Annotated in this window: 25 protein-coding genes; 9 read left to right on the forward strand and 16 right to left on the reverse strand. The window is 66.0% G+C overall.

Features of this window, described 5'->3' with window-relative positions; translation table 11 throughout:
- Positions 1-11: 11 nt before the first annotated feature.
- Entirely contained in the window at positions 12-1550 is a 1539-nt protein-coding gene (gene xdhA, locus BHE01S_RS07725) for a xanthine dehydrogenase small subunit (RefSeq protein WP_042262326.1), read from the reverse strand.
- A 365-nt stretch (positions 1551-1915) separates the two neighbouring features.
- On the opposite strand from xdhA, the gene BHE01S_RS07730 reads away from it, so the two are divergent.
- Both BHE01S_RS07730 and BHE01S_RS37660 read left to right on the forward strand, forming a co-directional pair.
- Positions 1916-3160 carry an MFS transporter gene (locus BHE01S_RS07730; protein ID WP_042262328.1) on the forward strand — a complete coding sequence of 415 codons (1245 nt, stop codon included), beginning with the start codon at positions 1916-1918 and terminating at the stop codon, positions 3158-3160.
- Positions 3161-3327: 167 nt separating this feature from the next.
- Entirely contained in the window at positions 3328-3474 is a 147-nt protein-coding gene (locus tag BHE01S_RS37660) for a hypothetical protein (RefSeq protein ID WP_157025213.1), read from the forward strand.
- A gap of 101 nt (positions 3475-3575) precedes the next feature.
- Here BHE01S_RS37660 and BHE01S_RS07735 read toward each other — a convergent pair whose 3' ends face one another.
- Genes BHE01S_RS07735 through BHE01S_RS07745 form a run of 3 tightly spaced genes read right to left on the reverse strand, consistent with a single transcriptional unit; the run spans position 3576 to position 5624 of the window.
- Positions 3576-4190, reverse strand: coding sequence for a hypothetical protein (locus BHE01S_RS07735; RefSeq protein ID WP_042262333.1), 615 nt, complete (start codon positions 4188-4190; stop codon positions 3576-3578).
- A 48-nt stretch (positions 4191-4238) separates the two neighbouring features.
- Complete coding sequence (locus tag BHE01S_RS07740; protein ID WP_042262336.1) at positions 4239-5024, reverse strand: molybdopterin-dependent oxidoreductase; 786 nt, start codon at positions 5022-5024, stop codon at positions 4239-4241.
- A 6-nt stretch (positions 5025-5030) separates the two neighbouring features.
- The gene (locus tag BHE01S_RS07745; RefSeq protein WP_042262338.1) at positions 5031-5624 is read right to left on the reverse strand and encodes a cytochrome b/b6 domain-containing protein; all 594 of its coding nucleotides are present in this window, start codon (positions 5622-5624) and stop codon (positions 5031-5033) included.
- Positions 5625-6076: 452 nt separating this feature from the next.
- Between BHE01S_RS07745 and BHE01S_RS07750 the strand changes: the two genes are divergently transcribed.
- Together BHE01S_RS07750 and BHE01S_RS07755 are read left to right on the forward strand one after the other, a co-directional pair.
- Positions 6077-6670, forward strand: a complete 594-nt coding sequence (locus BHE01S_RS07750; RefSeq protein WP_245639677.1) for a YceI family protein — start codon at positions 6077-6079, stop codon at positions 6668-6670.
- A 378-nt stretch (positions 6671-7048) separates the two neighbouring features.
- Positions 7049-8011, forward strand: a complete 963-nt coding sequence (locus tag BHE01S_RS07755; RefSeq protein ID WP_042262342.1) for a LysR family transcriptional regulator — start codon at positions 7049-7051, stop codon at positions 8009-8011.
- 100 nt (positions 8012-8111) lie between these two features.
- Here BHE01S_RS07755 and BHE01S_RS07760 read toward each other — a convergent pair whose 3' ends face one another.
- Positions 8112-8642, reverse strand: a complete 531-nt coding sequence (locus tag BHE01S_RS07760; protein ID WP_084068675.1) for a plasmid fertility inhibition factor family protein — start codon at positions 8640-8642, stop codon at positions 8112-8114.
- 118 nt (positions 8643-8760) lie between these two features.
- Between BHE01S_RS07760 and BHE01S_RS07765 the strand changes: the two genes are divergently transcribed.
- From BHE01S_RS07765 to BHE01S_RS07775, 3 genes are all read left to right on the forward strand, one after another.
- Positions 8761-9570, forward strand: coding sequence for a crotonase/enoyl-CoA hydratase family protein (locus tag BHE01S_RS07765; protein WP_042262717.1), 810 nt, complete (start codon positions 8761-8763; stop codon positions 9568-9570).
- 185 nt (positions 9571-9755) lie between these two features.
- A complete protein-coding gene (locus BHE01S_RS07770) occupies positions 9756-10940 on the forward strand; it encodes an MFS transporter (RefSeq protein ID WP_042262345.1) in 1185 nt (394 codons plus the stop codon).
- 141 nt (positions 10941-11081) lie between these two features.
- Positions 11082-12239 carry an MFS transporter gene (locus BHE01S_RS07775; protein WP_042262347.1) on the forward strand — a complete coding sequence of 386 codons (1158 nt, stop codon included), beginning with the start codon at positions 11082-11084 and terminating at the stop codon, positions 12237-12239.
- Positions 12240-12315: 76 nt separating this feature from the next.
- On the opposite strand, the gene fahA is transcribed toward BHE01S_RS07775, so the two are convergent.
- Together fahA and hmgA are read right to left on the reverse strand one after the other, a co-directional pair.
- Positions 12316-13629: a fumarylacetoacetase gene (fahA, locus tag BHE01S_RS07780; RefSeq protein ID WP_042262348.1), complete on the reverse strand. Its 1314-nt coding sequence runs from the start codon at positions 13627-13629 to the stop codon at positions 12316-12318.
- A complete protein-coding gene (hmgA, locus tag BHE01S_RS07785; protein WP_042262350.1) occupies positions 13626-14978 on the reverse strand; it encodes a homogentisate 1,2-dioxygenase in 1353 nt (450 codons plus the stop codon). The genes fahA and hmgA overlap by 4 nt, the downstream gene beginning before the upstream one ends.
- A 242-nt stretch (positions 14979-15220) precedes the next feature.
- Between hmgA and BHE01S_RS07790 the strand changes: the two genes are divergently transcribed.
- A complete protein-coding gene (locus tag BHE01S_RS07790; RefSeq protein ID WP_042262353.1) occupies positions 15221-16048 on the forward strand; it encodes an EAL domain-containing protein in 828 nt (275 codons plus the stop codon).
- A gap of 69 nt (positions 16049-16117) precedes the next feature.
- Here BHE01S_RS07790 and murB read toward each other — a convergent pair whose 3' ends face one another.
- A complete protein-coding gene (murB, locus tag BHE01S_RS07795; RefSeq protein ID WP_042262354.1) occupies positions 16118-17173 on the reverse strand; it encodes a UDP-N-acetylmuramate dehydrogenase in 1056 nt (351 codons plus the stop codon).
- Positions 17174-17476: 303 nt separating this feature from the next.
- Here murB and BHE01S_RS07800 point away from each other — a divergent pair, with 303 nt between their 5' ends.
- On the forward strand, positions 17477-17962 hold the full coding sequence (locus BHE01S_RS07800) for a YajQ family cyclic di-GMP-binding protein (RefSeq protein ID WP_028209548.1): 486 nt from the start codon (positions 17477-17479) through the stop codon (positions 17960-17962).
- 74 nt (positions 17963-18036) lie between these two features.
- Here BHE01S_RS07800 and BHE01S_RS07805 read toward each other — a convergent pair whose 3' ends face one another.
- The 8 genes from BHE01S_RS07805 to queG all read right to left on the reverse strand — a co-directional run bounded on the left by BHE01S_RS07805 (position 18037) and on the right by queG (position 25207).
- Positions 18037-18525 carry an SRPBCC family protein gene (locus BHE01S_RS07805; RefSeq protein ID WP_042262356.1) on the reverse strand — a complete coding sequence of 163 codons (489 nt, stop codon included), beginning with the start codon at positions 18523-18525 and terminating at the stop codon, positions 18037-18039.
- Positions 18518-18841 carry an ArsR/SmtB family transcription factor gene (locus tag BHE01S_RS07810; protein ID WP_028202056.1) on the reverse strand — a complete coding sequence of 108 codons (324 nt, stop codon included), beginning with the start codon at positions 18839-18841 and terminating at the stop codon, positions 18518-18520. Before BHE01S_RS07810 ends, BHE01S_RS07805 begins: the two co-directional genes overlap by 8 nt.
- 92 nt (positions 18842-18933) lie before the next feature.
- Positions 18934-20733, reverse strand: a complete 1800-nt coding sequence (locus BHE01S_RS07815; RefSeq protein WP_042262359.1) for a methyl-accepting chemotaxis protein — start codon at positions 20731-20733, stop codon at positions 18934-18936.
- A gap of 204 nt (positions 20734-20937) precedes the next feature.
- Positions 20938-21558: a glycerol-3-phosphate 1-O-acyltransferase PlsY gene (plsY, locus tag BHE01S_RS07820; RefSeq protein WP_042262719.1), complete on the reverse strand. Its 621-nt coding sequence runs from the start codon at positions 21556-21558 to the stop codon at positions 20938-20940.
- 210 nt (positions 21559-21768) lie between these two features.
- Entirely contained in the window at positions 21769-22260 is a 492-nt protein-coding gene (gene ybaK, locus BHE01S_RS07825) for a Cys-tRNA(Pro) deacylase (RefSeq protein ID WP_042262361.1), read from the reverse strand.
- Positions 22261-22315: 55 nt separating this feature from the next.
- Positions 22316-23287, reverse strand: coding sequence for a site-specific tyrosine recombinase XerD (gene xerD / locus BHE01S_RS07830; protein WP_042262721.1), 972 nt, complete (start codon positions 23285-23287; stop codon positions 22316-22318).
- A 10-nt stretch (positions 23288-23297) separates the two neighbouring features.
- Positions 23298-23783 carry a methylated-DNA--[protein]-cysteine S-methyltransferase gene (locus BHE01S_RS07835; RefSeq protein ID WP_042262723.1) on the reverse strand — a complete coding sequence of 162 codons (486 nt, stop codon included), beginning with the start codon at positions 23781-23783 and terminating at the stop codon, positions 23298-23300.
- A gap of 164 nt (positions 23784-23947) precedes the next feature.
- Positions 23948-25207, reverse strand: a complete 1260-nt coding sequence (gene queG / locus BHE01S_RS07840) for a tRNA epoxyqueuosine(34) reductase QueG (RefSeq protein ID WP_042262363.1) — start codon at positions 25205-25207, stop codon at positions 23948-23950.
- Positions 25208-25345 lie beyond the last annotated feature (138 nt).

The following is a 25345-nucleotide window of genomic DNA, read 5'->3' on the forward strand; positions in this document are numbered from 1 at the left end:
TCCTGGATGTCTCAAGCCGTTTCCGCGGCTACGTTGCGCACATTGAGCGCCTGCGGCGCAAGCGGATTGTGCGGACGCGTTTCGAGCCAGAAGCGATACAGCGTGTTCTTCGCGGCCTCGAGGCGGTAGTCGCTCGTCGCGCGCATGTCGGACAGCGGCGCGTAGTCGTTGCCGAGCGCGATCATCGCGGCCTGCGCCGTGGCTTCGTGCCATTGCGCGCCGGCGAGCACGCCTTCCGCGTGGGTCGCGCGCTTCGGTGTCGCCGCCATGCCGCCAAAGGCAATGCGCGGCTCGCGGATCACGTCGCCATCGGCGATATAGGCGAAGGCGGCGCACACGGCCGAGATGTCCGAGTCGAAGCGCTTCGAGACCTTGTAGGTGCGAAAACGCAGGTTCGCGCGCGCGCCGGTGCGCGTGGGCACCTTGAGCGCGAGCACGAACTCGTGCCCGGCCATGTCCTTCTTCTGGTAAGCGAGGTAGAGGTCTTCGAGCGGCATTTCGCGCTCGACCTCGCCGCCGCGCAGCACCACGCGCGCGCCCAGCGCGATGAGCCCCGGCATCGAGTCGCCGATGGGCGAACCGTTCGCGACGTTGCCGCCGATCGTCCCCGCGTTGCGGATAGGCAGCGAGGCAAAGCGCTGCCACATCTCCTCGAGTTCCGGATAGTGCCGGGCGAGTTCCGCATAACCGCGCTCGACGCTCACGCCCGCGCCGATCTCGATCCATGCGTCGCTCACGCCGATGCGCCGCATCGCGTCGACCTGGCCCACGTAGACGATGTCGCCGAGTTCGCGCATCTGCTTCGTGACCCACAGGCCGATGTCGGTGCTGCCCGCGAGAATGCGCGTGTCGGGGCGCGCGGCCTTGATCGCGGCGAGCGCTTCGACGGTGCGCGGCGCGTCGTACTGCTGGCCGCGGCTCTCGTAGTGGAAGGTGTCCTTGCGCTCGAGCGTGGCGAGCGTCTGTGCAAGCGCCTTTACGTCGATGGGCTGCTTCGGCGCGCCGGACTGGAACATCTGCTCGGCGGCGTCGAGGATCGGCCGGTAGCCCGTGCAGCGGCACAGGTTGCCCGTGAGCGCATTGGCGATCTCGTCGCGCGAAGGCACGCTGCACGCGCCCCTGGCGCCACAGGCGTGACTGGACTGGCCCGCGTGCTCGTGGCCGTGCTTCTCGTAGAGCGCCCACATCGACATCACGAAACCCGGCGTGCAAAAACCGCACTGCGAGCCGTGGCAGTCGACCATGGCCTGCTGCACGGGGTGCAGCGAGCCGTCGGGCTGGCGCAGGTCTTCGACGGTGAACAGCGCCTTTCCATCGAGCGTCGGCAGGAACTGGATGCAGGCGTTGACGGCCTTGAAGCTCACGCCGCCCGCCTCGTTGCGCTCGCCCACCACGACCGTGCAGGCGCCGCAGTCACCTTCGGCGCAGCCTTCCTTGGTGCCGGTGCAGCGCGCGTCTTCGCGCAGGTACTGGAGAACGGTGCGGGTGACGCCCGCGTCGCTGACTTCGCGAATCGCGTTGCGGTGGTAAAAGCGGATCGGCTGGCTCATGGTTTCTGGCTCGTCGTTGGCTGCGGCTCGCAAAAGGCGTATGCCGCTCGAGTGGACGATTCGAAAACTATCACTGCCAATATTGGCAACCCATAGCGGGAGGAGCATGGGGGATATATCGTTGGATCGATAAATCGGCGTGCTCCAGTGCGGCTGCGCTTATGTTGAAGTGTCTCGATCACGTGATATCCAAACCGATTCACGAGTATCGGACATATTCGACTGACCATTTGCGCGTCCGAACGCCGATATCTGCGCAGAAAACGCGTGTTCCGCCAGCCGGAACAGCTTTTCAATTTCTGCATAAAAACCGGTTCCATGGGACAATCACGGCTTTCCCGCCGTTTTCCATCCGCATTTCCCCTATGTCCGTTGATTTGGCGCCCCCGCGCAAAGCCGCGTCGACGACCCTGCAGATCATTCCGGTCGTCTTTTTCACCTTCCTCTGCTACCTGACGATCGGCATTCCGCTCGCCGTGCTGCCCGGCTACGTGCACAACGACCTCGGTTTCAGCACCGTGGTGGCGGGCGCCGCGATCAGCGTGCAGTACATCGCCACGCTCTGCTCGCGCGCACTCGCGGGCCGCTCGGCGGATACGCTCGGCCCCAAGAAAACCGTGACGATCGGCCTGACGATCTGCGGCGCGAGCGGGGTGCTGCTGCTGCTCGGCACGCTCGTCGATCACTGGCCCGGCCTCTCGCTCGCGCTGCTGGTGGTGAGCCGCCTGTTGCTCGGCTGCGGCGAAAGCCTGTGCGGCACCGGTGCGATCCTCTGGGGCATCGGCCGCGTGGGCACCGCGCACAACGCGAAGGTAATCTCCTGGAACGGCATCGCCACCTACGGCGCGCTCGCGATCGGCGCACCGCTGGGCGTGGTAATGGCACACGCCCTCGGCTACTGGATACTCGGCATTTCGGTCATCGCGCTGGCCGCGCTCGGCTTCTGGCTCGCGCGCCCCATCGCGCCGGTGCCGATCGTGCACGGCGAGCGCATGTCGTATCGCAGCGTGTTCACGCGCGTGCTGCCGCACGGCATCGGCCTTGCGCTCGGCTCGGCGGGCTTCGGCTCCATCGCGACCTTCATCACGCTGTTCTACGCCGCGCGCCATTGGCCCAACGCCGCGTTCACGCTCACGATGTTCGGTCTGATGTTCATCGGCGCGCGGCTGTTGTTCGCCAACACCATCAAGCGCTTCGGCGGCTTTCGCGTCGCCATCGTCTCGTTCTCGTGCGAATGCGCGGGCCTCTTGCTGCTGTGGCTCGCGCCCACGCCGCAAGTCGCGCTCGCGGGCGCGGCGCTCACCGGCTTTGGCTTCGCGCTCGTGTTCCCGGCGCTCGGCGTCGAGGCGGTCGGGCTCGTGCCGCCCGCCAGCCGCGGCGCGGCGCTTTCCGCCTACTCGGTGTTCCTCGACCTCTCGCTGGGCATTACCGGCCCGCTCGCCGGCTATGTGGCGAATCTGTTCGGCTATCGGTCCGTGTTTCTCTTCGCCGCCATCGCGGCGGCTTGCGCCGTGGCGCTTTCGGTATCGCTTCATCGCAAGAGCGTGCGTGCGCACGCCGCGCACGCCGCACATAGCGCACATAGCGCACAAAACGCGCGCGGGGAATAAGCGGCAGGCGCGCCGCGTTAGTCACTATGTCGATGCCTGCGTTCGCGATGAGCCGCGCGACGCGTCCGCATGCCCTCCCAGCTCGGCGTCGTCGTCATAGCGCGGCTAATGCCTCGCCGGATAGCCCTGTGCAGGACTTCCTGCGAGCTTCCCAGGAGGGAATCATCATGAAGCGATTCAGGATGGTGCTTGCGTGTCTCGTTTGCCTCGGCATGGCCGCGGTTTCAGGATCGGTTTCCGCGAGCGGCGATATGAATCAGGGCGGCAACGGCGCGTCGAGCAGTTCGACCAATTCCTCAGGCGGTGGCTATTGAGCGGCGCGCAAGGCGCGCCGGACCGGGAAGGGGTTTGCGTGGCGGTCCGGCGCGTGAGTCGTGATTGCCCAGGAGTTTCAGCGCAATCCGAACACGTTCTCTTACATGGGTGGAACGACACCGTTCTTTTCGACCACCACGCGCTGAGCGGCATACGTACCCTGCGACGCGGATTTCGCGACCACGAAGATTTGCTTGCCTGGCGCCAGATCGGAGCGTGCAGCCGGCGTGAAGGTGACGACGGGCACATTCGGCGGCACCGTGACCTCGTTGCTGCCGCCCTTGTACGACAGCTTCAGATTGCGGCCGTCCGTGCCCTGCACGACAGTATCGACATTCGCATTGGTCATCGTGCTGTTCGGGCCGAGGTCCCACGCGTAGTGCCCCTCCCCCGTGCCGCGCGCGGCTTCCGGGAAGACCACGACTTCGGTCGCCGTCAGCTTGCCGTCCGTACCGGTCGTCGCGGCCGTGCCGACGAACGTACCCGGCTTGATGTCGGATAGCTGCATCGACTTGACGGACGAGATGGGAACGTTGGCCGCGAGATCGATCGCAACCGTATCGCCGCTGCGCCGATGGACCTTGAGAACATCGCCATCGAGAGAAACGATATTGCCGCGAATACGCACCGGCTTCGCGTCAGGAGTCTGCGCGAGCGCACTGCCGGCAAGCGCCATTGCGGCAAGGGCCGCGCCAACCTTGAGTCGAATAGTCATGAATGCTCCATGTAGCGGACAGGCATTGAGAAAAGAGTCGATTGCACTTCAGGAACCGCCGAACCAGCTATAGCCCTGGTTCTCCCAGTAACCGCCGGGATACTCGTTCGTCACCGTGATGGCGACGATATGCTTCGGATTCTTGTAGCCGAGCTTGGTCGGCATGCGCAGCTTCATCGGAAAGCCGTATTTCGGCGGCAGCACGTCCCCGTCATAGGTCAGCGTAAGCAACGTTTGCGCGTGCAACGCTGTTGGCATATCGATGCTGGTCCAGTAGTTGTCGGCGCAATGGAGCGCGACGTACTTCGCTGTCGTATCGGCGCCCGCACGGCGGAGAAAATCGGAGAAACGCACGCCGCCCCAGTGCCCAATGGCACTCCAGCCCTCGATGCAGATATGGCGCGTGATCTGGCTTTCCTGTGGCAGCGCGCGCAGTTCGTCGAGGGTCCAGATGCGTTTGCCGTTCGCGCGTCCGCCCACTTGCAGCCGATAAGTCGCAGGATCGACTTCCGGTACGTCGTCGATGTCGTAGAACGCGTTGAACGGGAACGGCCGCGTGATCATCGACTCCGGATACGTCGGCGCCATCCTGTGCGGGTCGAACAGCAGCGCCTGCACGCGGTCATTGAAGAACGACATCTTGCGCAGCATGGTATTCACCGACTTGTCGTTCGACAGATCACAACCCGAGAGCATCGCAATGCCGCCGAGCGTGAGGATCTGTCTGCCGAGCAGTCTGCGAGCGGGACTCTTCAATTCGCTGCGCGCGTCCTTGACGATCGAATCCGCGTTGGAAACGAGAAACGCATCGAGTGGCTTTTTGCGAGGGTGCATGTTCGATTACCGTCCGCGAATCATCAGGAGCAGCGAGCGCGGCACAAGCGCGACCATGACGACGTGCACGACGAAAAATGCGACGAGAACGCTCATGGCAAAGAAGTGCACGACCCGTGCGTTGTCGTATCCGCCCATGAGCGTTCGCAACAGGGGAAACTGAACCGATTTCCAGACCGCCAGGCCCGAAAGGATTACGACTGCGATGTCGACGATGACAACGACATACGCGAGCTTTTGGACAGCGTTGTAGCGCGTCGGATCTTCGTGTGCCAGCTTGCCGCGCAGCGCGGCGGCAAGATCCTGCCATAGCGCACCCGAACGGATCGGGAGAAGCTTTCTCCACAGGCGCTTTGAAACGATATTGAGGATCACATAGACGAGATAATTCGCGACCAGCAGCCACATGAACGCGAAATGCCACTGCAATGCGCCGCCCAGCCATCCGCCCAGGGTCATGCTCGCGGGAAATTTCAGGCCGGCAAAGACAGGCGAGGCATCGTAAATCTGCCAGCCGCTCATCACCATCAACACGACCGCCACGGCGTTGATCCAGTGTGTCGTGCGAACCCAGAGAGGCTGAATGATCGTTCGGCTCATGTGCAGGCTTCGTGGAAGTTGTCCGTTTGCGCTCGGATCTGGCCCGATCGTTCCGTGGCCGGCTCCTTGTTGCTGGGTAAACCTCGTATGTACGTTCCTATTCCACTGCCGCCGGGAATATTTTTCTTTCAGTTTTCCAACGGAGCGCATCGATTTTCAAAGACTCCAGTCAAATCCCCTTGGGGCAAACGGCAACAGGCGCTTGAGTCGCCCAGCACGAATGCCCAAATCACCTGAGCGAATCGTGCTTTCAGGCGCGGCGGAATAAAGGGAGCATGCGGGACGTTCCCCCGGTGTCTTCAGTACGTCACGATTCCGGGATCGCTGTCGACGTCTGCGGCGAGCCTGGCGGACATCCCGAAAAGTGGAGGTAAAAGCGTGCTGGATCGCAACCCATTCGTCGGCGCGGCGTGACCATGGTTCGCCTCAAAACCCATGCAGCCGCAATCGCGATGTTTGCCTGCACGGCCTGCGCAGCTGCCGTGGCCAGTGGCGATCCGGCCGATTCGATCGATACGTCCGCACGGTCGGCACAATATCGACTCGATCCAGCCCGTTCGGGTGTGACATTCGACGTCGCGAACGCCTGGCACTCGAATCTCACGATGCGCTTCAGCCGTATGGGCGCCGAACTCGATGGATTCGAGGGCCTGGCTTCGGGCCGCGTCACGGTGACGATCGACGCGACGAGCCTCGAAGCGAACGCGCCGTTTGTCGCCGGAATCGCCGAAGGCGGCGGCATGCTGGACGTGGCGCACTACCCGGCCATTCGCTTCGTCAGCACCCGCCTTGTCCGCATCGGTCCGTTCAATGGCCTGTTGACAGGCGATCTGACGATCCGCACGACGACGCGCCCCGTCACGCTCGACGTCACCTTCGACACCGATCCGCACGATCCGCCGGGCGCCCGGCAGACGCTGGCCTTCACCGCCGACGGCCATTTCAGCCGGACAGCGTTCGGGCTCACGAAATGGTCCTCCGCTGTCGGGGACGACGTGCACATGAGGATCCGCGCCGAATTCGTCAGGGTGCGTGCCGAACCGTGACCCGGCAAATCACGCCGGATGCGGCCCGGACTTCAAGCGTATTGCGATTCGAGGCGGCTGCGCGCCGGTTCTTTCACGCAGCAGAAAATCAATTCGCGGCGATTCCCTGCCATTCCCGGCTGGTGAATTCCCGCGTATTTACAGACCGCAATGACACACAATGCACCGCAGATAAAAGCGAATCAGACATGAAACTGACCGTTGTAATTCTCACCGACTGTCAATATTATTTTTGTTAGCTTTCCGTAGTCCTCCATCGCAATCGTCAATTCGAGTCACATTAAGCATAACAACGCGACACGCCGCTTCGTTACTCAACTTCGCCAGCAGTTGCAGTGTCCCTCAACCGGTCCATGCATCGAGCATACGAGGCTACACATGAACCAGATACACGCCATGCGCGTCTTCGTCACGGTTGCGGAAACCGGGAGCTTTCGTCGCGCCGCGCAGCAGCTCGACGTCTCCAACGCGCTCGTCACGCGCTCCGTCGCGATGCTCGAAGCGCACCTGAATACACGCCTCATCAATCGCACCACGCGCAATCTCGTGCTTACCGAGGCAGGACATCGCTACCTCGAAGGCTGTCGTTGCGTGCTGGAGGAACTCGATCATCTGGAGCGCTCGCTGGCGCAAACGGAAAGCGAGCCGAGCGGCACGCTGCGCGTGGTGGCCGCGGGCGCGCTCTCGCTTGCCGCGCTCACGCCGCTCATCGACGGATACCGGCGCCGGTATCCGCGCGTGAACGTGCGCCTCACGCTCGCCGAACGGCCCGTGGATCTCGTGGAAGACGGCTTCGACGTGGGCATCGTCGGCGCCACGCCCGCACGCAACGGCGAGTGCGTGGAGCGCGCGCTCGGCACCACGACGTTCGTTCCGTGCGCGGCTCCCGCGTGGCTCGCGGAGCACGGCGAGCCGCATACGCCTGCGCAGCTTGCGCAATGCGCGGCGGTCGCGCTGCCTCCCGAGGAGCGCAACGCGACGTGGCAGTTTGCGAAGCCCGGCGAGCGTGCGCAGCAGGTCACGCTGCAGCCCGGTTACGCCGTCAACAACATGCTGATGGTGCGGCTCGCCGTGCTGGCCGGCATGGGCGTGGCGATCGTGCCCGCGCCGCTCGTCGCCGACGACTTCACCGCGGGCACCTTGCGCCGGCTCCTGCCCGACTACGACATCGACGATCCCGACGCACGCATGTCGATCGTCTATCCGAGCCGCCAGTATCTGCCCGCGAAGACGCGCCGCTTCGTCGACTACACGGTCGAGCATTTCGAGCATGCGCGTCATGCAGCGCCAACGCCGCCGAGTTCGACTGGCGCACCCAGCCGGCCGCTGAGCGTGGCGTGAGTCCACATCGGGCGGCCGTAGTGCGCCCGCCCGATGGCTTGAGAACGTGCCGCTTGCGAACGCGCGGTTAGTGAACATGCGGTGCGCGCGCGGCCGCGCGTCAAAGCCGCGGCGTGCTGCCGTCGACCGGAACCAGCAGACCTCCCTCGCCCGCGCCGCACATCTCGCGCAGCAACGCCGCTTCGCGCTCGTGCACTTCCACGGGTAGCCACAATGCCCCAGCCCACGCGAGGTAGCGCGCGCGATGCTGGCCATTGCGAAACGCCACCACGCCCTCGTGCGCGAGTCCGAGCCATCCGGCCAACCCCGCCACGCGGCGTTTGCTGATCGTCACGTAGGGCATCTGCGGCACGCGCTCGTTGTCCGGGTCGAGAAACTCGCGAATGCCGCGAATCTTCCCGCTATGCCAGTCGTCGACGGGCTTGAGCACGTAGTCGGTGTCGTCGCGGTTGGCGCAGACAAGCAGCTCGCGCAGATCGACGATCACGACGACGTGGCGCGTGCCGTCGGTCGTGAAGACGCGCTTGAAGCGCACATGGTCATACGCCTCGTGATCGGGCAACGGGACGGTCCACAACGGTCCACAAGCGGGATAGGGCGAGCCATCCGGAACGGAGGTGATGCTGGACATGGACGTCGATTGCATGCGTGCGGTGCGGAAAGCGCAGTTCAGGAAATGAAACCGGCCTAAGCTACGGATGGACCATGAAATTTTTATGACGAATGCGGGACGCATCGAGGAGCCGCAGATGACGATCGAAACCTTCGGCGAGCACGTCCGTATCGAAACTCAGGAACGTGTAGCAATTCTCGTGCTCGACCGCCCGGCGCAGCGCAATGCGATCGACAGACCCGTAGCGAATGCACTCGCTGCTGCCTTCACGCGCTTCGAAGCAAACCCCGCATGGCTCGCGGGCGTGCTGTACGGCGCGGGCGGCACGTTCTGCGCGGGTGCGGACCTCGGCGCGCTCGCCGACCCCGAACGCCGCAATGAAATCCGCGCGGACGGCAACGGCCCGGGCCCCCTCGGCCCCACGCGCATGTCGCTCAGCAAGCCCGTGATCGCGGCGATTTCGGGCTATGCCGTTGCGGGCGGGCTCGAACTCGCCCTGCTGTGCGACCTGCGCGTGGTCGAGGAAGACGCGGTGCTCGGCGTGTTCTGCCGCCGCGTGGGCGTGCCGCTCATCGACGGCGGCACGGTGCGCCTGCCGCGCCTGATCGGCCTGTCGCGCGCACTCGATCTGATCCTCACGGGGCGCGCCGTCGATGCGCAGGAAGCCCTCGCGTTCGGCCTCGCCAATCGCGTGGTCGCAAAAGGCGGCGCGCGCGAGGCTGCCGTGCAGCTTGCCGCGCAGCTCGCAGCGCTGCCGCAGGCGGCGTTGCTCGCGGACCGCCGCTCGGCGCTCGAACACAGCATGCTGCCCGACACCGCCGAGGCGTTGCGCCGCGAAGGCGCGCTCGGCTACCGCGCGGTGCTCGACGAAGGGCTCGCGCTCGCGGCGCGCTTCGCGGCCGGCGCGGGCCGTCATGGCGAACCGCTCGAGCCACGCGAACCGTAGAGATCGTCAGTCGGGAAACAGGGAGGAACGGTGAACGGAGTCCGGCGAGAAAAGCTGTTGTTTTCCCGACAGCATTGAAAAGCGTGCCGTATGCGTTGTGCCGGCTTTCAGTACAATTCCGCGTTGACTTAAATAAAACGGCTACGCGCTTGACGCCCGTCGCCGTCCTGCGCCGACCCCACGCCATGCCCTTGCCCCTGCTCGCTCTTGCCGTTGCCGCTTTTGGTATCGGTACCACGGAATTCGTCATCATGGGCCTGCTGCCCGACGTCGCGCGCGACCTCTCGGTCTCGATCCCGGCGGCGGGCATGCTCGTCTCCGCCTATGCGCTCGGCGTGACGATCGGCGCGCCCATCGTCGCCATCGCCATTGCCAATGTGCCGCGCAAGCAGGCCCTCATGCGCCTGATCGGCATCTTCATCGTCGGCAACCTGTTATGTGCGCTCGCCCCGAACTACTCGATCCTGATGGCTGCGCGCATCGTCACCGCGTTCTGCCACGGCGCGTTCTTCGGCATCGGCTCGGTGGTCGCGGCCGGCCTCGTCGCGCCGAACCGTCGTGCCCAGGCCATCGCGCTGATGTTCACGGGCTTGACGCTCGCCAACGTGCTGGGCGTGCCGCTCGGCACGGCGCTTGGCCAGATTGCCGGCTGGCGCACGACGTTCTGGGCCGTGACGGCCATCGGCATCCTCGCGGCAGCGGCACTGCAGCTGTGCCTGCCCGCGAAGATCGACATGCAGAAGGCGAGCCTCGTGCATGAGTTCGGCGTGCTGAAGAACCCGCAGGTGCTCATGGTGCTCGGCATGAGCGTGCTGGCCTCGGCCAGCCTTTTCGCCGTGTTCACCTACATCACGCCGATTCTCGAAGACGTGACCGGTTTCTCGCCGCATGAGGTCACGTTCGTGCTGCTGCTGTTCGGGCTCGGACTCACAGTCGGCAGCACGCTGGGCGGCAGGCTCGCCGACTGGAAGCTCATGCGCTCGCTGCTCACGCTCCTCGCCATGATCGCCGTGGTGCTCGCCGCGTTCTCGCTGACCATGCACGACCCGATCGCAGCCATGGCGACGATCTTCGTGTGGGGCATTCTCGCGTTCGCGATCGTGCCGCCGTTGCAGATCCTGATCGTCAACCGCGCGAGCGAGGCACCCAACCTCGCCTCCACGCTCAACCAGGGCGCGTTCAATCTCGGCAATGCGGGCGGCGCGTGGATCGGGGGCGTGGCGATCAGCGCGGGCGCGCCGCTCACGGCGCTACCGTGGGTGGGCGTGGCCACCGCGTTCGCTGCGCTCGCGCTCACGCTGGTTTCGGCGCACATCGATCGGCGTGCGCGTCGCCGCGTGGCGGTTTCCGGGCCGACCTCCTGCGCCTGATGGCGTTCTCGATGCGGACGTGGACAGCCGCATCGTGCATTGAGTCGCATTGAGCATTGCGTGTCGCGGCGAGGCGCGCGTGCTCGACCTGACGCGCGCCTGCGCGGCGATTTTCGTGCGCACGTAGTAGGATCTCGCCCGATGAAAACCGTCCTCACCCGCGACTTTCTCGCGCTGATCCTCAGTGTGGCCGTGGTTGGCCTTGGCTCCGGCGCGACGCTTCCGCTCACCGCCCTCGCCCTCACCGACGCCGGCTACGGCACCGCCATCGTCGGCCTGCTCACGGCCGCCCAGGCGCTGGGGGGGCTCGCCGTCGTGCCGTTCACGGCATGGATCTCCACACGCTTCGGCTCGCGCCAGGTGATCGTCGGCGCGGTGCTGACCGTCGCCGTCGCGACCGCGCTGATGCAGGCAAGCGGCAATCTCTGGCTCTGGGCGCTCCTGCGCATGCTCTGCGGCGCGGCGCTCATGCTGCTCTTCACGCTCGGCGAGGCCTGGGTCAACGAACTCGCCGACGACTCGAACCGCGGCCGCGTGGTGGGCATCTACGCGACCACGTTCACGCTGTTCCAGATGTCGGGCCCGGTGCTCGTGAGCCAGATCGCGGGTTATACGGCGTGGCGCTTCGCGATCTGCGGCGCGCTCTTTCTCATCGCGCTGCCGATGCTCGCGGCGATCCGCTCGAATCCGCAGCAAACCGACATGCACGAGCCGCACGGAAGCTGGCGCCACGTGATGCCGAAAATGCCCGCGCTCATCGTCGCCACCGGCTTTTTCGCGCTGTTCGATACGCTCGCGCTTTCGCTGTTGCCGCTCTTCGCGATGGGTCACGGCATCGACACGGAAGTGGCCGTGCTGTTCGCTTCGGTCGTGCTGCTCGGCGACACGACCATGCAATTCCCCATCGGCTGGCTCGCCGACCGGCTCGGCCGCGAGCGCGTGCATGCGCTCATGGGCGTGATCGTCGCGGTGCTGCTGCCGCTGTTGCCCTTCGTCGTCGAGACGCCCTGGCTGCGCTGGCCGCTCCTCTTCGTGCTCGGCGCTGCGGCGGGCTCCATTTATACGCTCGCCATCGTGGCGTGCGGCGAGCGTTTCGAAGGCGTCTCGCTGGTTTCCGCGAGCGCGCTCGTGAGCGCGGCGTGGAGCGCGGCGAGCTTCGGCGGCCCGATCGTCACGGGCGCGCTGATGGAGCACGCGGGCCGCGACGCCATGCTGTGGGTACTGTTCGCGGGCGCACTGATGTTTCTCGGCGCGCTGCGCTGGGAGCGTACGCGAGGTTTGGCGCACGCGCGCGCATAACACGAGCACGAACGAAGCAACGGCCGATGCGCCTTCAAAGCGCATCGGCCGTTCTGCTTTTCAGACTAACGCGCCGTTACTTCAGCGCCGGCAGGATCTTGCCGGCGCAGGCACCGAAGCCCACGCGATAGCCGTCGCCCTGGCACCAGCCCGCGAGCGTGAGTTCGTCGCCGTCTTCGATGAAGCCGCGCGTGCCGCCGCTCTTCAGTTCGAGCGGATGCTTCGCGTTCCACGTGAGTTCGAGCAGGCTGCCGAACGAGTCGGGCGTCGGGCCCGAGATCGTGCCCGAACCCATCAGGTCGCCCACGCGCGTGTTGCACCCCGCCACGGTGTGATGCGCGAGCTGTTGCGCCATCGACCAGTACATGTGGCGGAAATTCGTGCGCGCGATGGTCGTCGCCTCTTGAGCGCCCTCGGGACGCATCCGCACCTCGAGCGCAATATCGAACGCATGGTTGCCTTCGTGACGCAGGTAGTCGAGCGGCTGCGGCTCCTGCGCCGGCTGCGCGACACGGAACGGCTCCAGCGCATCGAGCGTGACGACCCATGGCGAGATCGTGGAAGCGAAGGTCTTCGCGTTGAACGGCCCGAGCGGCACGTACTCCCATTGCTGGATGTCGCGCGCGCTCCAGTCGTTGAGCAGCACCATGCCGAAAATGTGGTCCTCGGCGTCTTCGCACGCAATCGGTTCGCCGAGCGCATTGCCGCGCCCGACGATGAAGCCCGTTTCCAGCTCGATATCGAGCTTGCGGCACGCACCAAACACCGGACGCTCCTGATCGGGCAGCTTCAACTGGCCCCTCGGGCGGCGCACCGGCGTGCCGCTCACCACCACCGACGAAGCGCGCCCGTTATAGCCGATCGGCATCTCGGACCAGTTCGGCAGCAGGGCATTCTTCGGATCGCGAAACATCGAGCCGACGTTCGTCGCGTGTTCCTTCGACGAGTAGAAGTCGGTGTAGCCCGGAATCTGCACGGGCAAATGCAGCTTCGCGTCGGCGAGCTTCACGAAGGCGCGCTGGCGCAACGCCGCGTCGTCGCGCAGCGTGGCCGTTTCGCGCGCAAGCAGCGACGAAAGCTGCACGCGCACGCTGCGCCACGTCTCGCGGCCAAGCGCGATGAAGTCGTTCAGCGCGGCACGCGCAAACACATCTTGCTGCGCATTCGCGGGCAGACGCAACAAGCCGGCTTCGTGCAGCACCGCGAGGTCGGCCACGAGGTCGCCGATCGCCACGCCCACGCGCGCCGTTGCATTGCTGGTATCGCTGAACACGCCGAACGGCAGGTTCTGGATCGGGAAATCGCACTGGGCGTCGTTCGCGCTCTCGACCCAGCTCTTGCGCCTCGCGTCGAGCGTCGTCTTGAGTTCGTCCGTCATGGTGCTGTTCATGACTGCTGCTCCGGATTGAAGTGTTTCTTGAGGCCTTGCCAGCACTCGTAGTAATGCGCCTGCAACTGGCTCGTTTCGAGCGCGTAGCGCGTCGGGCGGATCAGCGTGCGGGTCTCGAACATGAAGGCCATCGTGTCGCCGACCTTGTGCGGTTGGGTCGTGTCGGCATTCGAGGCTTTTTCGAAGGTTTCGGCATCCGGGCCGTGGCCCGACATGCAGTTGTGCAGGCTCGCGCCGCCCGGCACGAAGCCTTCGGCCTTGGCGTCGTACACGCCGTGCACGAGGCCCATGAACTCGCTCGCCACGTTGCGGTGATACCAGGGCGGACGGAACGTGTTCTCGGCCGCGAGCCAGCGCGGCGGGAAGATCACGAAGTCGATCGAGTCGACGCCCGGCGTGTCCGTGGGCGCGTGCAGCACGAGGAAGATCGAAGGATCCGGGTGGTCGTAGCTGATCGAGCCGATGGTATTGAAGCGGCGCAGGTCGTACTTGTAGGGCGCATAGTTGCCGTGCCACGCCACCACGTCGAGCGGCGAGTGGCCGATGTCGGCGCGCCAGAGTTGGCCATTGAGCTTAGTCACAAGTTCGAACTCGCCTTCGCGGTCTTCATACGCGGCGACGGGTGTGAGGAAGTCGCGCGGATTCGCGAGGCCATTCGAGCCGATCACGCCGAGATCCGGCAGACGCAGGAGCGCGCCAAAGTTCTCGCAGATATAGCCGCGTGCTTCGCCATCGGGCAGATCCACCGTGAAGCGCACGCCGCGCGGGATCACGGCGATCTCGAAGGGCTCGACGTCGAGCCGGCCCATTTCCGTGCGGATGGCGAGCCGCCCCTGCTGCGGGACGATCAGCAGCTCGCCGTCGGTGTTGTAGAAAAAGCGGTCCACCATCGGCCGGTTCGCCGCGTACAGGTGGATCGCGCAGCCGCTCATGGAGGCCGCCGAGCCGTTGCCCGACATCGTCACCCAGCCGTCGATGAAATCGGTGGGCGCCGTGGGCATGGGCAGCGCGTCCCAGCGCAGCTGGCTGGGCGGCGTGGGCGGCACCTCGCCGAAATCGGCGACGAGGCGCGGCGCGCCATTCACGTCGAGGCGCGACGTGACCGGCGCAAACGGCTGATGTACGGCGCCCGGACGGATCCGGTAGAACCATGTGCGGCGGTTGTGCGAGCGCGGTGCGGTGAACGCGGTGCCCGAAAGCTGCTCCGCGTACAGGCCATAGGCGCAGCGCTGCGGCGAGTTCTGGCCTGCGGGCAGCGCGCCCGCCAGCGCCTCGGTCGCGAATTCGTTGGCGAAACCGCTCATGTAGCCGTGCTGGACATCAGTCGGGTGCCGCAAAGGTGCGTTCATTGCTCTCTCCACGTTCTCGGGTCATGACATGACGTCACGCGATTTTCGGATAGTAAAACCAATTACGATTAGTGAAATTAGGCGTATACCCTGGCGAGCAACCGGCAGCCTCCAGAACAGGCGCGAACGGTCGATAACGTTATGACCAAACAGTCCATCCGGGGCGGCTGCAGGCTGCTACCATCGGGTCATGCGACCCCGTGCGGGGTTCGCGCTTTTCACCCGCTTCCCGCCAGATCACCATGATTGCTCCCACCATTCCCGAGCTCGTTGCCCGCGCCGCCGCCCATCCGTTTCTCGGCGAGCATCTGGCGATGGGCACTGGCGCGCACGCCAAGGAAGCCGTGGCACGGCGGCGCGGCGTGGAGCTATTGAGCGCCTACGAGCCGATTTACGACATCAGCGTGCACAGCGGGGCGCAATCGCTCACCGCCGATCTCGCAATGGCCTCGCGCTTTGGCGACGAACTCGGCTATCAGGCAGTCACGCTGCGCGAACAGGACGGCCAGCTCGCGCCCTGCGACGCATTCAGCGACACCCTCGACGACCCCGACCTCGTCGCGGTCGACCGCATGGTGCGCGCGCTGCACGCGATCAATTTTCTGGGCGGCCAGCAGCACGGGCTGCTCTTCCTGCGCGTGCACGAGCGGCTCCTGAAGAGCGTGAAGTACGACCATGGACGGCATTTCTCGAACGTGCTGGTGTCGTTCGGGCTGAACCCCGGGCGCATCGTGATCGAGCTGCCGGCGGCGGCGGTCGCGCACCGCACGTTCCTTGGCTATCTCACAAAGAGCTATCAGCGGTACGGATTCAAGGTGGCGGGCAATCTGCCCAATGCCGGGCAGATTCTTTCGGTATCGGAGGCGCCTCGGCCCGACTTCGTGAAGATGGATGCGGCGTCCGCGCTGCGCGATTCGATGGTGAAGCCGCTCGTGAGTTATGCGGCGCGGCTGCGCATACCGCTCATTTTCAACCGCGTGACCGATGCGGCGCAGTTCGAGCAGTTGCAGCAATACGACGTGCGCTTCGTGCAGGGGCCGGTGTTCGCGGCCCAGGACAAGGTGGTTTGAGGGTGATGCGCGGGGGCTGATGGCGAGGGGCGGCGCCCGGTGGCTGCCTGAGAGGCCTCGTAACTGGCCTTAGAGACTGATGGGTTCCTGCTCCAGCTCCACGCCGAAGCGCGCGAGCACGTCGCGCTGGATCGCCTGTGCGAGCTCAATAATGTCCGCGCCGGTCGCACCGCCGCGATTGACGAGCACGAGCGCCTGACGCTCATGCACCGCCGCTGCACGCAGTGCACGGCCCTTCCAGCCGCACTGGTCGATCATCCAGCCCGCCGCGAGCTTCACGCGCCCGTCGGCCTGCGGGTACGAAACGATCTGCGGCTCGCGCTCGATGAGCGTTTCGAACTGCTGCGCTTCGATCACGGGATTCTTGAAGAAACTGCCCGCATTGCCGACTTCGAGCGGGTCGGGCAGCTTCGCGCGCCGCACCGCGACCACGGCTTCGAACACGGCGCGCGCATGCGGCGCCTCGCCGGCGTTGTGCTGCGCCAGCTCGCGCGCGAGATCGGCATAGCCCGCGTTGGGCTGCCAGACCTTCGGCAGGCGGAACGTGACCGAGGTAATGACGAAGCGGTCGCGCCCTTCGCGTTTGAAGAAGCTGTCGCGATATCCAAAGCGGCAGGCGGGGGCGTCGAACTCGACGGCTTTGCCCGTCGCCATCTCGATGGCCCGCACCGACACGCAGCGCTCGGCCATCTCGAGCCCGTAGGCGCCGATGTTCTGAATGGGCGCCGCGCCCACCGTGCCTGGAATCAGCGCCAGATTCTCGAGGCCCGGCATACCCACTTCGAGCGTCCAGGACACAAAATCGTGCCAGTTCTCGCCGGCGGCGGCTTCCACGTACCAGGCGTGGCCGTCTTCACTGGCAACGCGCTTGCCGGCCAGCGCCATGAGCAGCACGAGACCGTCGAAGTCGCGCGTGAGCACGACGTTGCTGCCGCCGCCCAGCACGAGCGTGCGCAAGCCCTGGGCACGCGGGTCGCGCACGGCGGCGGCGAGATCGGCCTCGCTTTCGACCCGGCACGCATAGCGCGCACGCACGTCGAAGCCAAATGTGTTGTGCGCGCGCAGCGCAAAGCCGGCGGCGAACCACACTGGGGACGGAGTGACGGACGTTTGGACGACGGGCATCGAGGAAGAACCGGACACAGACAGCAGACGAAAAATGGCCGCGAAGGCGGAAATAGCCGCCGGCGGGCACCTGTGCACCGCCCACTCGCCTGCGGGCGGGGGCGAGCCGCCTTGGGCAAACGCAACGGCGCCGGTAGAATGGCGTCGGTCCGTGATTATAACGAGTGCGCAAACCCCGCCGCCTGGAAATGCGTCAGCGGCCCGCGGAATACGGCTGCGAACCGCGGGCACCTGGCTTGCGTCGCCTGGTTTGCGTCGGTTTGGCACCGCCGTTTGCGCACCCCGTACTTTTTGGAGAGAGCAATGCCATCGTTTGACGTCGTCAGCGAAGCCAACATGATCGAAGTAAAGAACGCCGTGGAGCAATCCAACAAGGAGATCTCCACACGCTTCGACTTCAAGGGCTCGGATTCGCGCGTCGAGCAAAAGGAGCGCGAGCTGACCGCGTTCGCCGACGACGACTTCAAGCTCGGCCAGGTGAAGGACGTGCTCGTGTCGAAAATGGCCAAACGCAATGTGGACGTGCGCTTCCTCGACTACGGCAAGATCGAGAAGATCGGCGGCGACAAGGTCAAGCAGGTCATCACCGTGAAGAAGGGGGTATCGGGCGACCTCGCGAAGAAGATCGTGAGGCTCGTGAAGGACAGCAAGATCAAGGTCCAGGCGAGCATCCAGGGCGACGCCGTGCGCGTGACGGGGGCCAAGCGCGACGACCTGCAAAGCGTGATCGCCATGCTGCGCAAGGACGTGACCGATACGCCGCTCGACTTCAACAACTTCCGCGATTAAGGCGGCAGGTCCGGCGCATCGCGGGGCGGCTCGGGCCGCCCCGTTTCGTTTCACGCGCCCCGCTTTGCTCGCGCTCAGTCCGCCGTCGCCACGAGCGGCATGAGCACTTCGCCGGTTTCCAGCAGTGTCTTGAGATTCGAGAGGATGCGAGGCCAGCCGCCCGATACCTTCTCGATAAAGATCGACCCCGGCCGCGCCACGCTGTGCGTGATCGTGAGCTTGACCGCGTGCTCGACGGGCTCGATGTCGATCGTGCAGAGCGAATCGCCCTCGGCATGAAGTTCGGCCAGGAACATGTTGCGCCAGCGCAGCACGAGCCGGCGCGGAGGATCGGCTTCGACCACCGCGCCCGAGTCGGCGATCCGGCCGTCGGCAAAGCGCAGCGACCACGACGAGCCCGTTTGCCAGTCGCATTCGTGATGCATGCCGAACCAGTAGCGCTCGGTGAACGCGCGGCTCGTGAGCGCTGTCCACAACGCCTGCGGCGTGGTGCGGATGAACGTGACGTAGACGAACGTCGAATCGCCGGCGGCGCTGCCTTGCGTGTGCTTGTCGCTACTCATGGCTGTCTCCTTCGAGTGATCGCTTGAGGTCGACGAGCGCGCCCACGCGCTCGTGCTCGAACTTGCCGATCCAGCGCGCGGCGATCTCGCCGATGGGCACCGGATTGATGAAATGCCGCTTCTCGCGCCCATGCCGCTGCGTCGCGACGAGATTCGCCTCTTCCAGCACCGCGAGATGCTTCGTGACCGCCTGGCGCGAGATGGCCAGCCCCTCGCATAAATCGGTCAGCGTCTGGCCGTTTTTCGCATGGAGGCGGTCGAGCAGCTGACGGCGGCTCGCGTCCGCCAGCGCGCGGAATACGGCGTCGTCGTTCATGCATCGATTATGCAACCATATGGTTGCATGTCAAGGTGAAAAAAACGGCGCCGCAGCGCCGTTCTCCCGCGTCATCCGGTCGTGCGCCTGCCTCAATCGAGCCTGAACTGGCCCACCGCATCCGCGAGATTGGCCGCCTGGCCGCGCAGCGCCGCTGCGGCAGCCGTCGACTGCTCGACGAGCGCCGCGTTCTGCTGAACCATCTCGTCGAGCTGGCTGACCGCCCGGTTCACTTCCTGGATGCCGCGCGTCTGCTCGCCGGCGGCATGGGTGACCTCGGAGATGATGGTCGTCACGTTCGAGACGTTCGCCACGATCTCGTCCATCGTCGAGCCGGCGCGGCGCACAAGCTGCGAGCCCGAAGTCACGCTCGAAACGGTCGATTCGATCAGCGCCTTGATTTCGCGCGCCGCCTGCGCGCTGCGCTGGGCCAGGCTGCGCACCTCGCCCGCCACCACTGCGAAGCCGCGGCCCTGCTCCCCCGCGCGCGCCGCTTCCACGGCCGCGTTCAGCGCGAGAATGTTGGTCTGGAACGCGATGCCGTCGATCACGCCGATGATGTCCGCGATCTTCACCGAGGCCTTTTCGATGTCGCCCATCGTGTGCACGACGTCGCCGATCACCGAGCCGCCGCGCGAGGCCGCCTGGGAAGCCGTGGCGGCCGTCACGTCGGCCTGCTGCGCCGCGTTCGCCGACTGCGCGACCGTCGCCGTGATCTCCTCCATCGAGGCAGCGGTTTCCTCCAGGCTCGCCGCAGCAGACTCCGTGCGCCCCGACAGGTCGACGTTGCCCGCCGCGATCTCGTCGCTCGCGGTACGCACCGACTCGCTCGCATCGCGGATGTGGCGCATCACGTCGCGCAGCTTGTCCATGAACGCGTTGAACGAGCGCGCGATCTGCGCGACTTCATCGTTGCCCACGGCGGGCAGGCGCTTTGTCAGGTCGCCCTCGCCGGCGCTGATCGCGTCCATCGCGTCGCGCACGCGCGAAAGGCGCTGGAACGACACGGCCGTCGCGGCGGCCACGATCGCCGCAGCCGCCACCGCGATCACCACGAGCGCGATGAGCGACGCCGTGAGCAGCGAGCGCATGGCCGCCGTCGCATCGGCGCGGTCGAAAGCGACGACGAGGCGCCAGTCGGTGCCCGGAATCGTTTGCGCGCGCATGAGCTTGATGTCGCCCTTCACGTCCACCTTCAATGGCTCGCTCGCCGAGAACAGCGCGTTCAGGCGATCGCCGGCGAGTTCGGGCGCGAGCTCCGCGACGGGCTTGAGCGTGAGCTGCGAGTCGGGGTGCGCGACGATCGCGCCGTTCGCGTCGACGAGCACGCCGAAGCTCGCCGGCGTGGGATGAATCGAGCGGACGTTGGCGATCACGTTGTCCATCGCCACATCGCCGGAGACGACGCCCTTCACGGCGCCGTCGCGAATGACCGGCTCCGCGAACGCCACCACGAGCTTGCCGGTGCCCACATCCACATAGGGCGGCGTGACGACCGCCTTGCCCGCCGCGACGGCCTGCTTGTACCACGGGCGCCCGGTCGGGTCGTAGTCGGGCGGAATGCCGGTGGCGTCGGAGAACTTCGCCGTGCGGTCGGCGTAGCCCACGTAGACGTTCGTGAAGCCGCCCGCTGCCGCAATCTGCTTGAGCGCCGGCACGGGATCCGGCGCGAGCACGGCGTCCTGGAGCGAGTCGATCATCCGCACGTGCGTCGCGACCCACTCGGCAATGCCCTGGGCGTGGCTCTCTTCGAGCGCCGTGAGCGTGCTGTCGATCGAGTCCTTGTTGTGCGAGTCGGCGACGAAATAATCGAGCGCCGTATTCGCGGCAAGCGCGCTCACGACAATGACAACGCAGAGCGCGACGATGCGCGCGCGGATGGTGGAAAACATGGGGGAGTGCCGTGTGGGAGAAGAAGAAGGAAGCCGCAAAAAGCTGATCTGGAACTATCAGGGTTTACGGCAGGCCACACGGTGTTCTTGAGGGTGCACCCGCAGCAGATGCACGCATGGATGGCGTACTTGGCAGCAGGATGACAGACGACAGGCGAAATTATCAGACAAATAGAGTGCAACGCCCTGCCCTGTCATGCCGGCCTACTTGCCTGCGCCCGCCGCCTTTTTCTCGCCGATGCGGCTTTCCTTGCCCGCGATGAGCTTGGCGATGTTCGCGCGATGCCGCCAGAACAGCAGCACGCTCATGGCGAGGATGGCGAGCGCGACGATGCGCGGGCCGAACATGAACACGTAGTAGAGCGGCGCGAACACGGCGGCCGCCAGCGCCGCGAGCGACGAGTAGCGCGTAAAGAACGCGACGATGAGCCAGGTGGCGAGCGTGGCGGCACCGAGCACCGGATTCACGGCGAGCAGGACGCCGGCCGCGGTGGCGACACCCTTGCCGCCCTTGAAACGGAAAAACACCGGATACAGGTGGCCGAGGAACACGGCGATCGCCGCGAGCGCGACGGCGGCGTCGCCCAGACCGTAACGCGGCCCGAAGCGCACGACGAGCCAGACGGCCAGCCAGCCCTTGAACGCGTCGCCGATCAGCGTGAGGATCGCGGCCTTCCTGTTGCCGCTGCGCAGCACGTTGGTCGCGCCGGGATTGCCGGAGCCGTAGGAGCGCGGATCGTCGAGGCCCATGAAGGCGCTCACGATCACGGCGAACGAAACCGAGCCGATCAGATAGGCGAGAACGGCGACGAACAGGTTGTACATGCACGAAACCCGGATGAAGTGGAACGATGCGCGCCGGGCGCCAGCGAAGGTCGCCGCCGCCCGGCCACGCGCGACGGCGCCCATTCTACCGAAGCGCGGGCGTGCCCTGCCCGCGCAGACGGCACAAGCACGCACAACCCAGGGTAAATCAGGGAAGCAACGGGAACGGGCGGGGAATGCGCCCAGCGGGCGTCGCGCCTCGTTTGACGGTTACTCGACACTCGCGCACTGCACCGGCTTCGCGTTCAGCAGCGAAGTGAGCACCGCGGGCGCGAGGCTCACGAGATAGCCGCGGCGGCCGCCGTTGAGCCAGATCTCGTCGAGTTCGAGGATGGTCGACTCGACATACACGGGCATGGCTTTCTTCGTGCCGAACGGCGACGTGCCGCCCACCAGATAGCCCGAATGGCGGTTCGCGACTTCGGGCTTGCAAGGCTCGATGCGCTTCGCGCCGATCTGCCGCGCGAGATTCTTCGTCGACACCTTGCGGTCGCCGTGCATGAGGACGATGAGCGGCTTCGCGTGCTCGTCCTCCATCACGAGCGTCTTGACGACGCGATGCTCGTCCACGCCGAGCTGGCGCGCGGATTCTTCCGTGCCGCCATGCTCGACATACTCGTAGGGATGCTCGCCGAATGCGACGCCCGCGCGGCGCAGCATCTGCGTGGCGGGCGTTTCGGACACGTGTTTCGTTTTGCTCATCGGCGCATTGTAATCGCACGGCCTGCAACGACTGCGCCAAACGCGTATGCCACGGTCAGCCGCGCGGATGATGCTTCTCGTGCAGCAGACGCAGCCGCTCGCGCGCGACGTGCGTATAGATCTGCGTCGTGGAGATGTCGCTGTGGCCGAGCAACAGCTGCACGACCCGCAGGTCCGCGCCGTGATTGAGCAGGTGCGTGGCAAAGGCGTGGCGCATCGTGTGCGGCGAGAGCGGCGCATGGACGCCCGCCGCCGCTGCGTGGCGCTTGATGATGTGCCAGAACTGCTGGCGCGTCATGCCTTCGGCGCGCGCGGTCACGAAGAGCGCGTCGGCCGTGCGCGCGCCGAGCAGCGCCGGCCGCGCCTCGCGCAGGTAGCGCTCGATCCACGCGTGCGCCTCCTCGCCGAACGGAATGAGCCGCTCCTTCGAGCCCTTGCCGAGCACGCGCACGACGCCTTCGTTCATGCCCACCTCGACCGTCTTGAGCGTGACGAGCTCGGTCACGCGCAGGCCGCTCGCGTACATCAGTTCCAGCATCGTGCGATCGCGCAGGCCGAGCGGCGTCTCGACGTCGGGCGCGCCCAGCAGCGCCTCGACCTGCGCCTCGCTCAAGGTCGACGGAAAGCGTGGCGCCTGCTTCGCCGAGCGGATGCGCACGGTCGGGTCCGAATGCACGCGCTGCTCGCGCAGCGCCCAGCCGTAGTAGCGCCGAAACACCGAAAGGCGCCGGTTCGCCGAAGTGGATTTATCGTCCTTGCGGCGCGCGCTGTAGGCGAGCAAATCGTCTTCGTGGGTCGTGTCGAGCGCGTTGGAGCGCTCGCGCGCGAGCCACTGCGCGAACAGGCGCAAATCGCGCCGGTAGGCGTCGAGCGTGTTGCGCGAGAGACCGTGCTCGAGCCACATGGCGTCGCAGAACGTGTCGATGGCGCTCAGGCTCGATACCAGCGCTTCGGCCGCGGCGGGGTCGAGTGCTTCCGTTTCGTCGGCGGCATCGCTTGCGGCAAGCGGCGGCGGGTTCGTCGTCATCGTCATTCTGTTATCGCAGCTCAAACCGGTTCGACGTGCATTCGTGGGCGAGCAGCCAGCGCTTCACGTCGCGAAAGAAGCCTTCGCCGCCGTGATGCGCGAAGCCGCCGAGGCCGCTCGCCGACACCACGCGATGACACGGGATCACGAGCGGAAAGGGATTGTCGCCGCATGCCTGGCCCACGGCGCGCGGGCTGTGCCCGCCAATGCGCTGCGCGAGTTCGCCGTAGGTGAGGACTTCGCCCGCTTCGATTGCGCAGATGCCGTCCCACACGCGCCGCTGGAATCCGGTGCCAAGCGGTGCGAGCGGCAGGTCGAAAGCGGCGTCGGCGTTCTCGAAATAGCGGCCGATCTGCGCGGCCGCGCGCGCGGCGAGTTCGCAATCGGGCTCGACGCTCGCCGTCTGTCCCGGCAGATAGACGATCTCGCGCAGCGCTTGCCCGAGCGTGCGGATGCCGACCTTGCCGAACGGCGCGTCGATCACTGCGTTGAACATCGTCGTCTCCCGTCGATTCGGAGTCAGCGCTTCAGCGCTCACTCCGATCCCATGCAAAGCCGTGCGCGGACGTTGCACGCCATGGTGCCGCGTTGTGCGCGCGATTGCCAGCGCGCCGTCGTCCCGTTTCGGGTCCATGCCCGCCTCCGCCGTCTTCATCCGCATCACGCCGCTTCGAGCGCCCAAAGCACGTGCTCGCGCACGACGGCCGACTCGTCGTGCGCGCGCTCGCGCAGCGCCTTCACGATCGCGGCGCGCGCGGCGTCGCGCCCGATGTCCGCGCCTTCGCGCGTTGCGCGCAGCGCATTGCCCATCGCCACCGCGATATTGCGCGACCAGCTTTCATAGCCGATGCGCCGTATCGCGCTGCCCTGCATGCGCTCGTCGAACTGCGCCGCGCTCCAGCCGAACAGGTCGACGAGACTGGCGCGATCGAGCCCATGACGCACGTCGAAATCCGCCACGGGCGCGGCCTTCGCGAACTTGTTCCATGGACACACGAGCTGGCAGTCGTCGCAGCCATACACACGATTGCCGATCAGCTCGCGCAGTTCCAGGGGAATACTGCCCTTCAGCTCGATCGTGAGATAGGAGATGCAGCGGCGCGCATCCACGCGATACGGCCCGGTGATCGCGCCCGTCGGGCACGCGTCGATGCAGCGCGTGCAACTGCCGCAATGCGCGCCCGGCGTTTCGGGCGCAGCGCCGGCTGCGCCGTGTTCGGGTGCGTCGGCGTCGGTGGGCAGCGGCACGTCCACGTAGATCTCGCCGAGAAAGAACAGCGAGCCCGCGTCGCGCTGCAGGAGCAGCGTGTGCTTGCCGCGCCAGCCCACGCCCGCCTTCTGCGCAAGCTCGACTTCGAGCACCGGCGCGGAGTCGGTGAACACGCGAAAACCGAAATGGCCGATCTCGGCCTCGATACGCCCGGCAAGTTGCTGCAGCCGCGCGCGCAACACCTTGTGGTAGTCGCGGCCGCGCGCATAGACCGACACGACGGCGGCATGCGGATCGGCGAGACGCGCGTGCTCGCGCAGACGCCAGTCGGCGTGAATGCTTTGATGGGCAACGTTTGTGCCAATTTCGGCGCCAGCGCTCTCGCGGTGATCAGGCCCACCTTGCGAAGCACTTTCGTGCGTCTTTCCCGCTGCATTCGGCGCGAGCGTATCGATGGGCATATAGGCCATGCGTGCGGTGATCACGCGTCGCGTGCCGGCCACAAGCTCGGCTGGCCGCGCGCGTTTCATCCCATGTTTGGCCATATAATCCATCTCGCCGTGGCAGCCCGCTTCGAGCCACGCGGCGAGGCCCGCCTCGGCATGGGAAAGGTCGGTGTCACTGATACCGATCGCACCGAACCCCAGCTCGCGCCCCCACGTCCGGATGCGCGCCGCGAGCGCGGCGAGCGCCGCCTCATCGAGCGGCATGGCCTGCCCGGCAGCAGGCGCAGACGAATCTCGCGGCGCACGTGCCTGAACATGCGCCTGAGCGGACGTCGGGTCGAGCGCCTCCGAAGACGCGCGCGCATCCTGCGCGGAGTTGGGAGGGGAATGCGTGGGGTTCAT

It is taken from the genome of Paraburkholderia heleia NBRC 101817 (assembly GCF_000739775.1).
In the GTDB taxonomy this organism is placed as follows: Bacteria; Pseudomonadota; Gammaproteobacteria; order Burkholderiales; family Burkholderiaceae; genus Paraburkholderia; species Paraburkholderia heleia.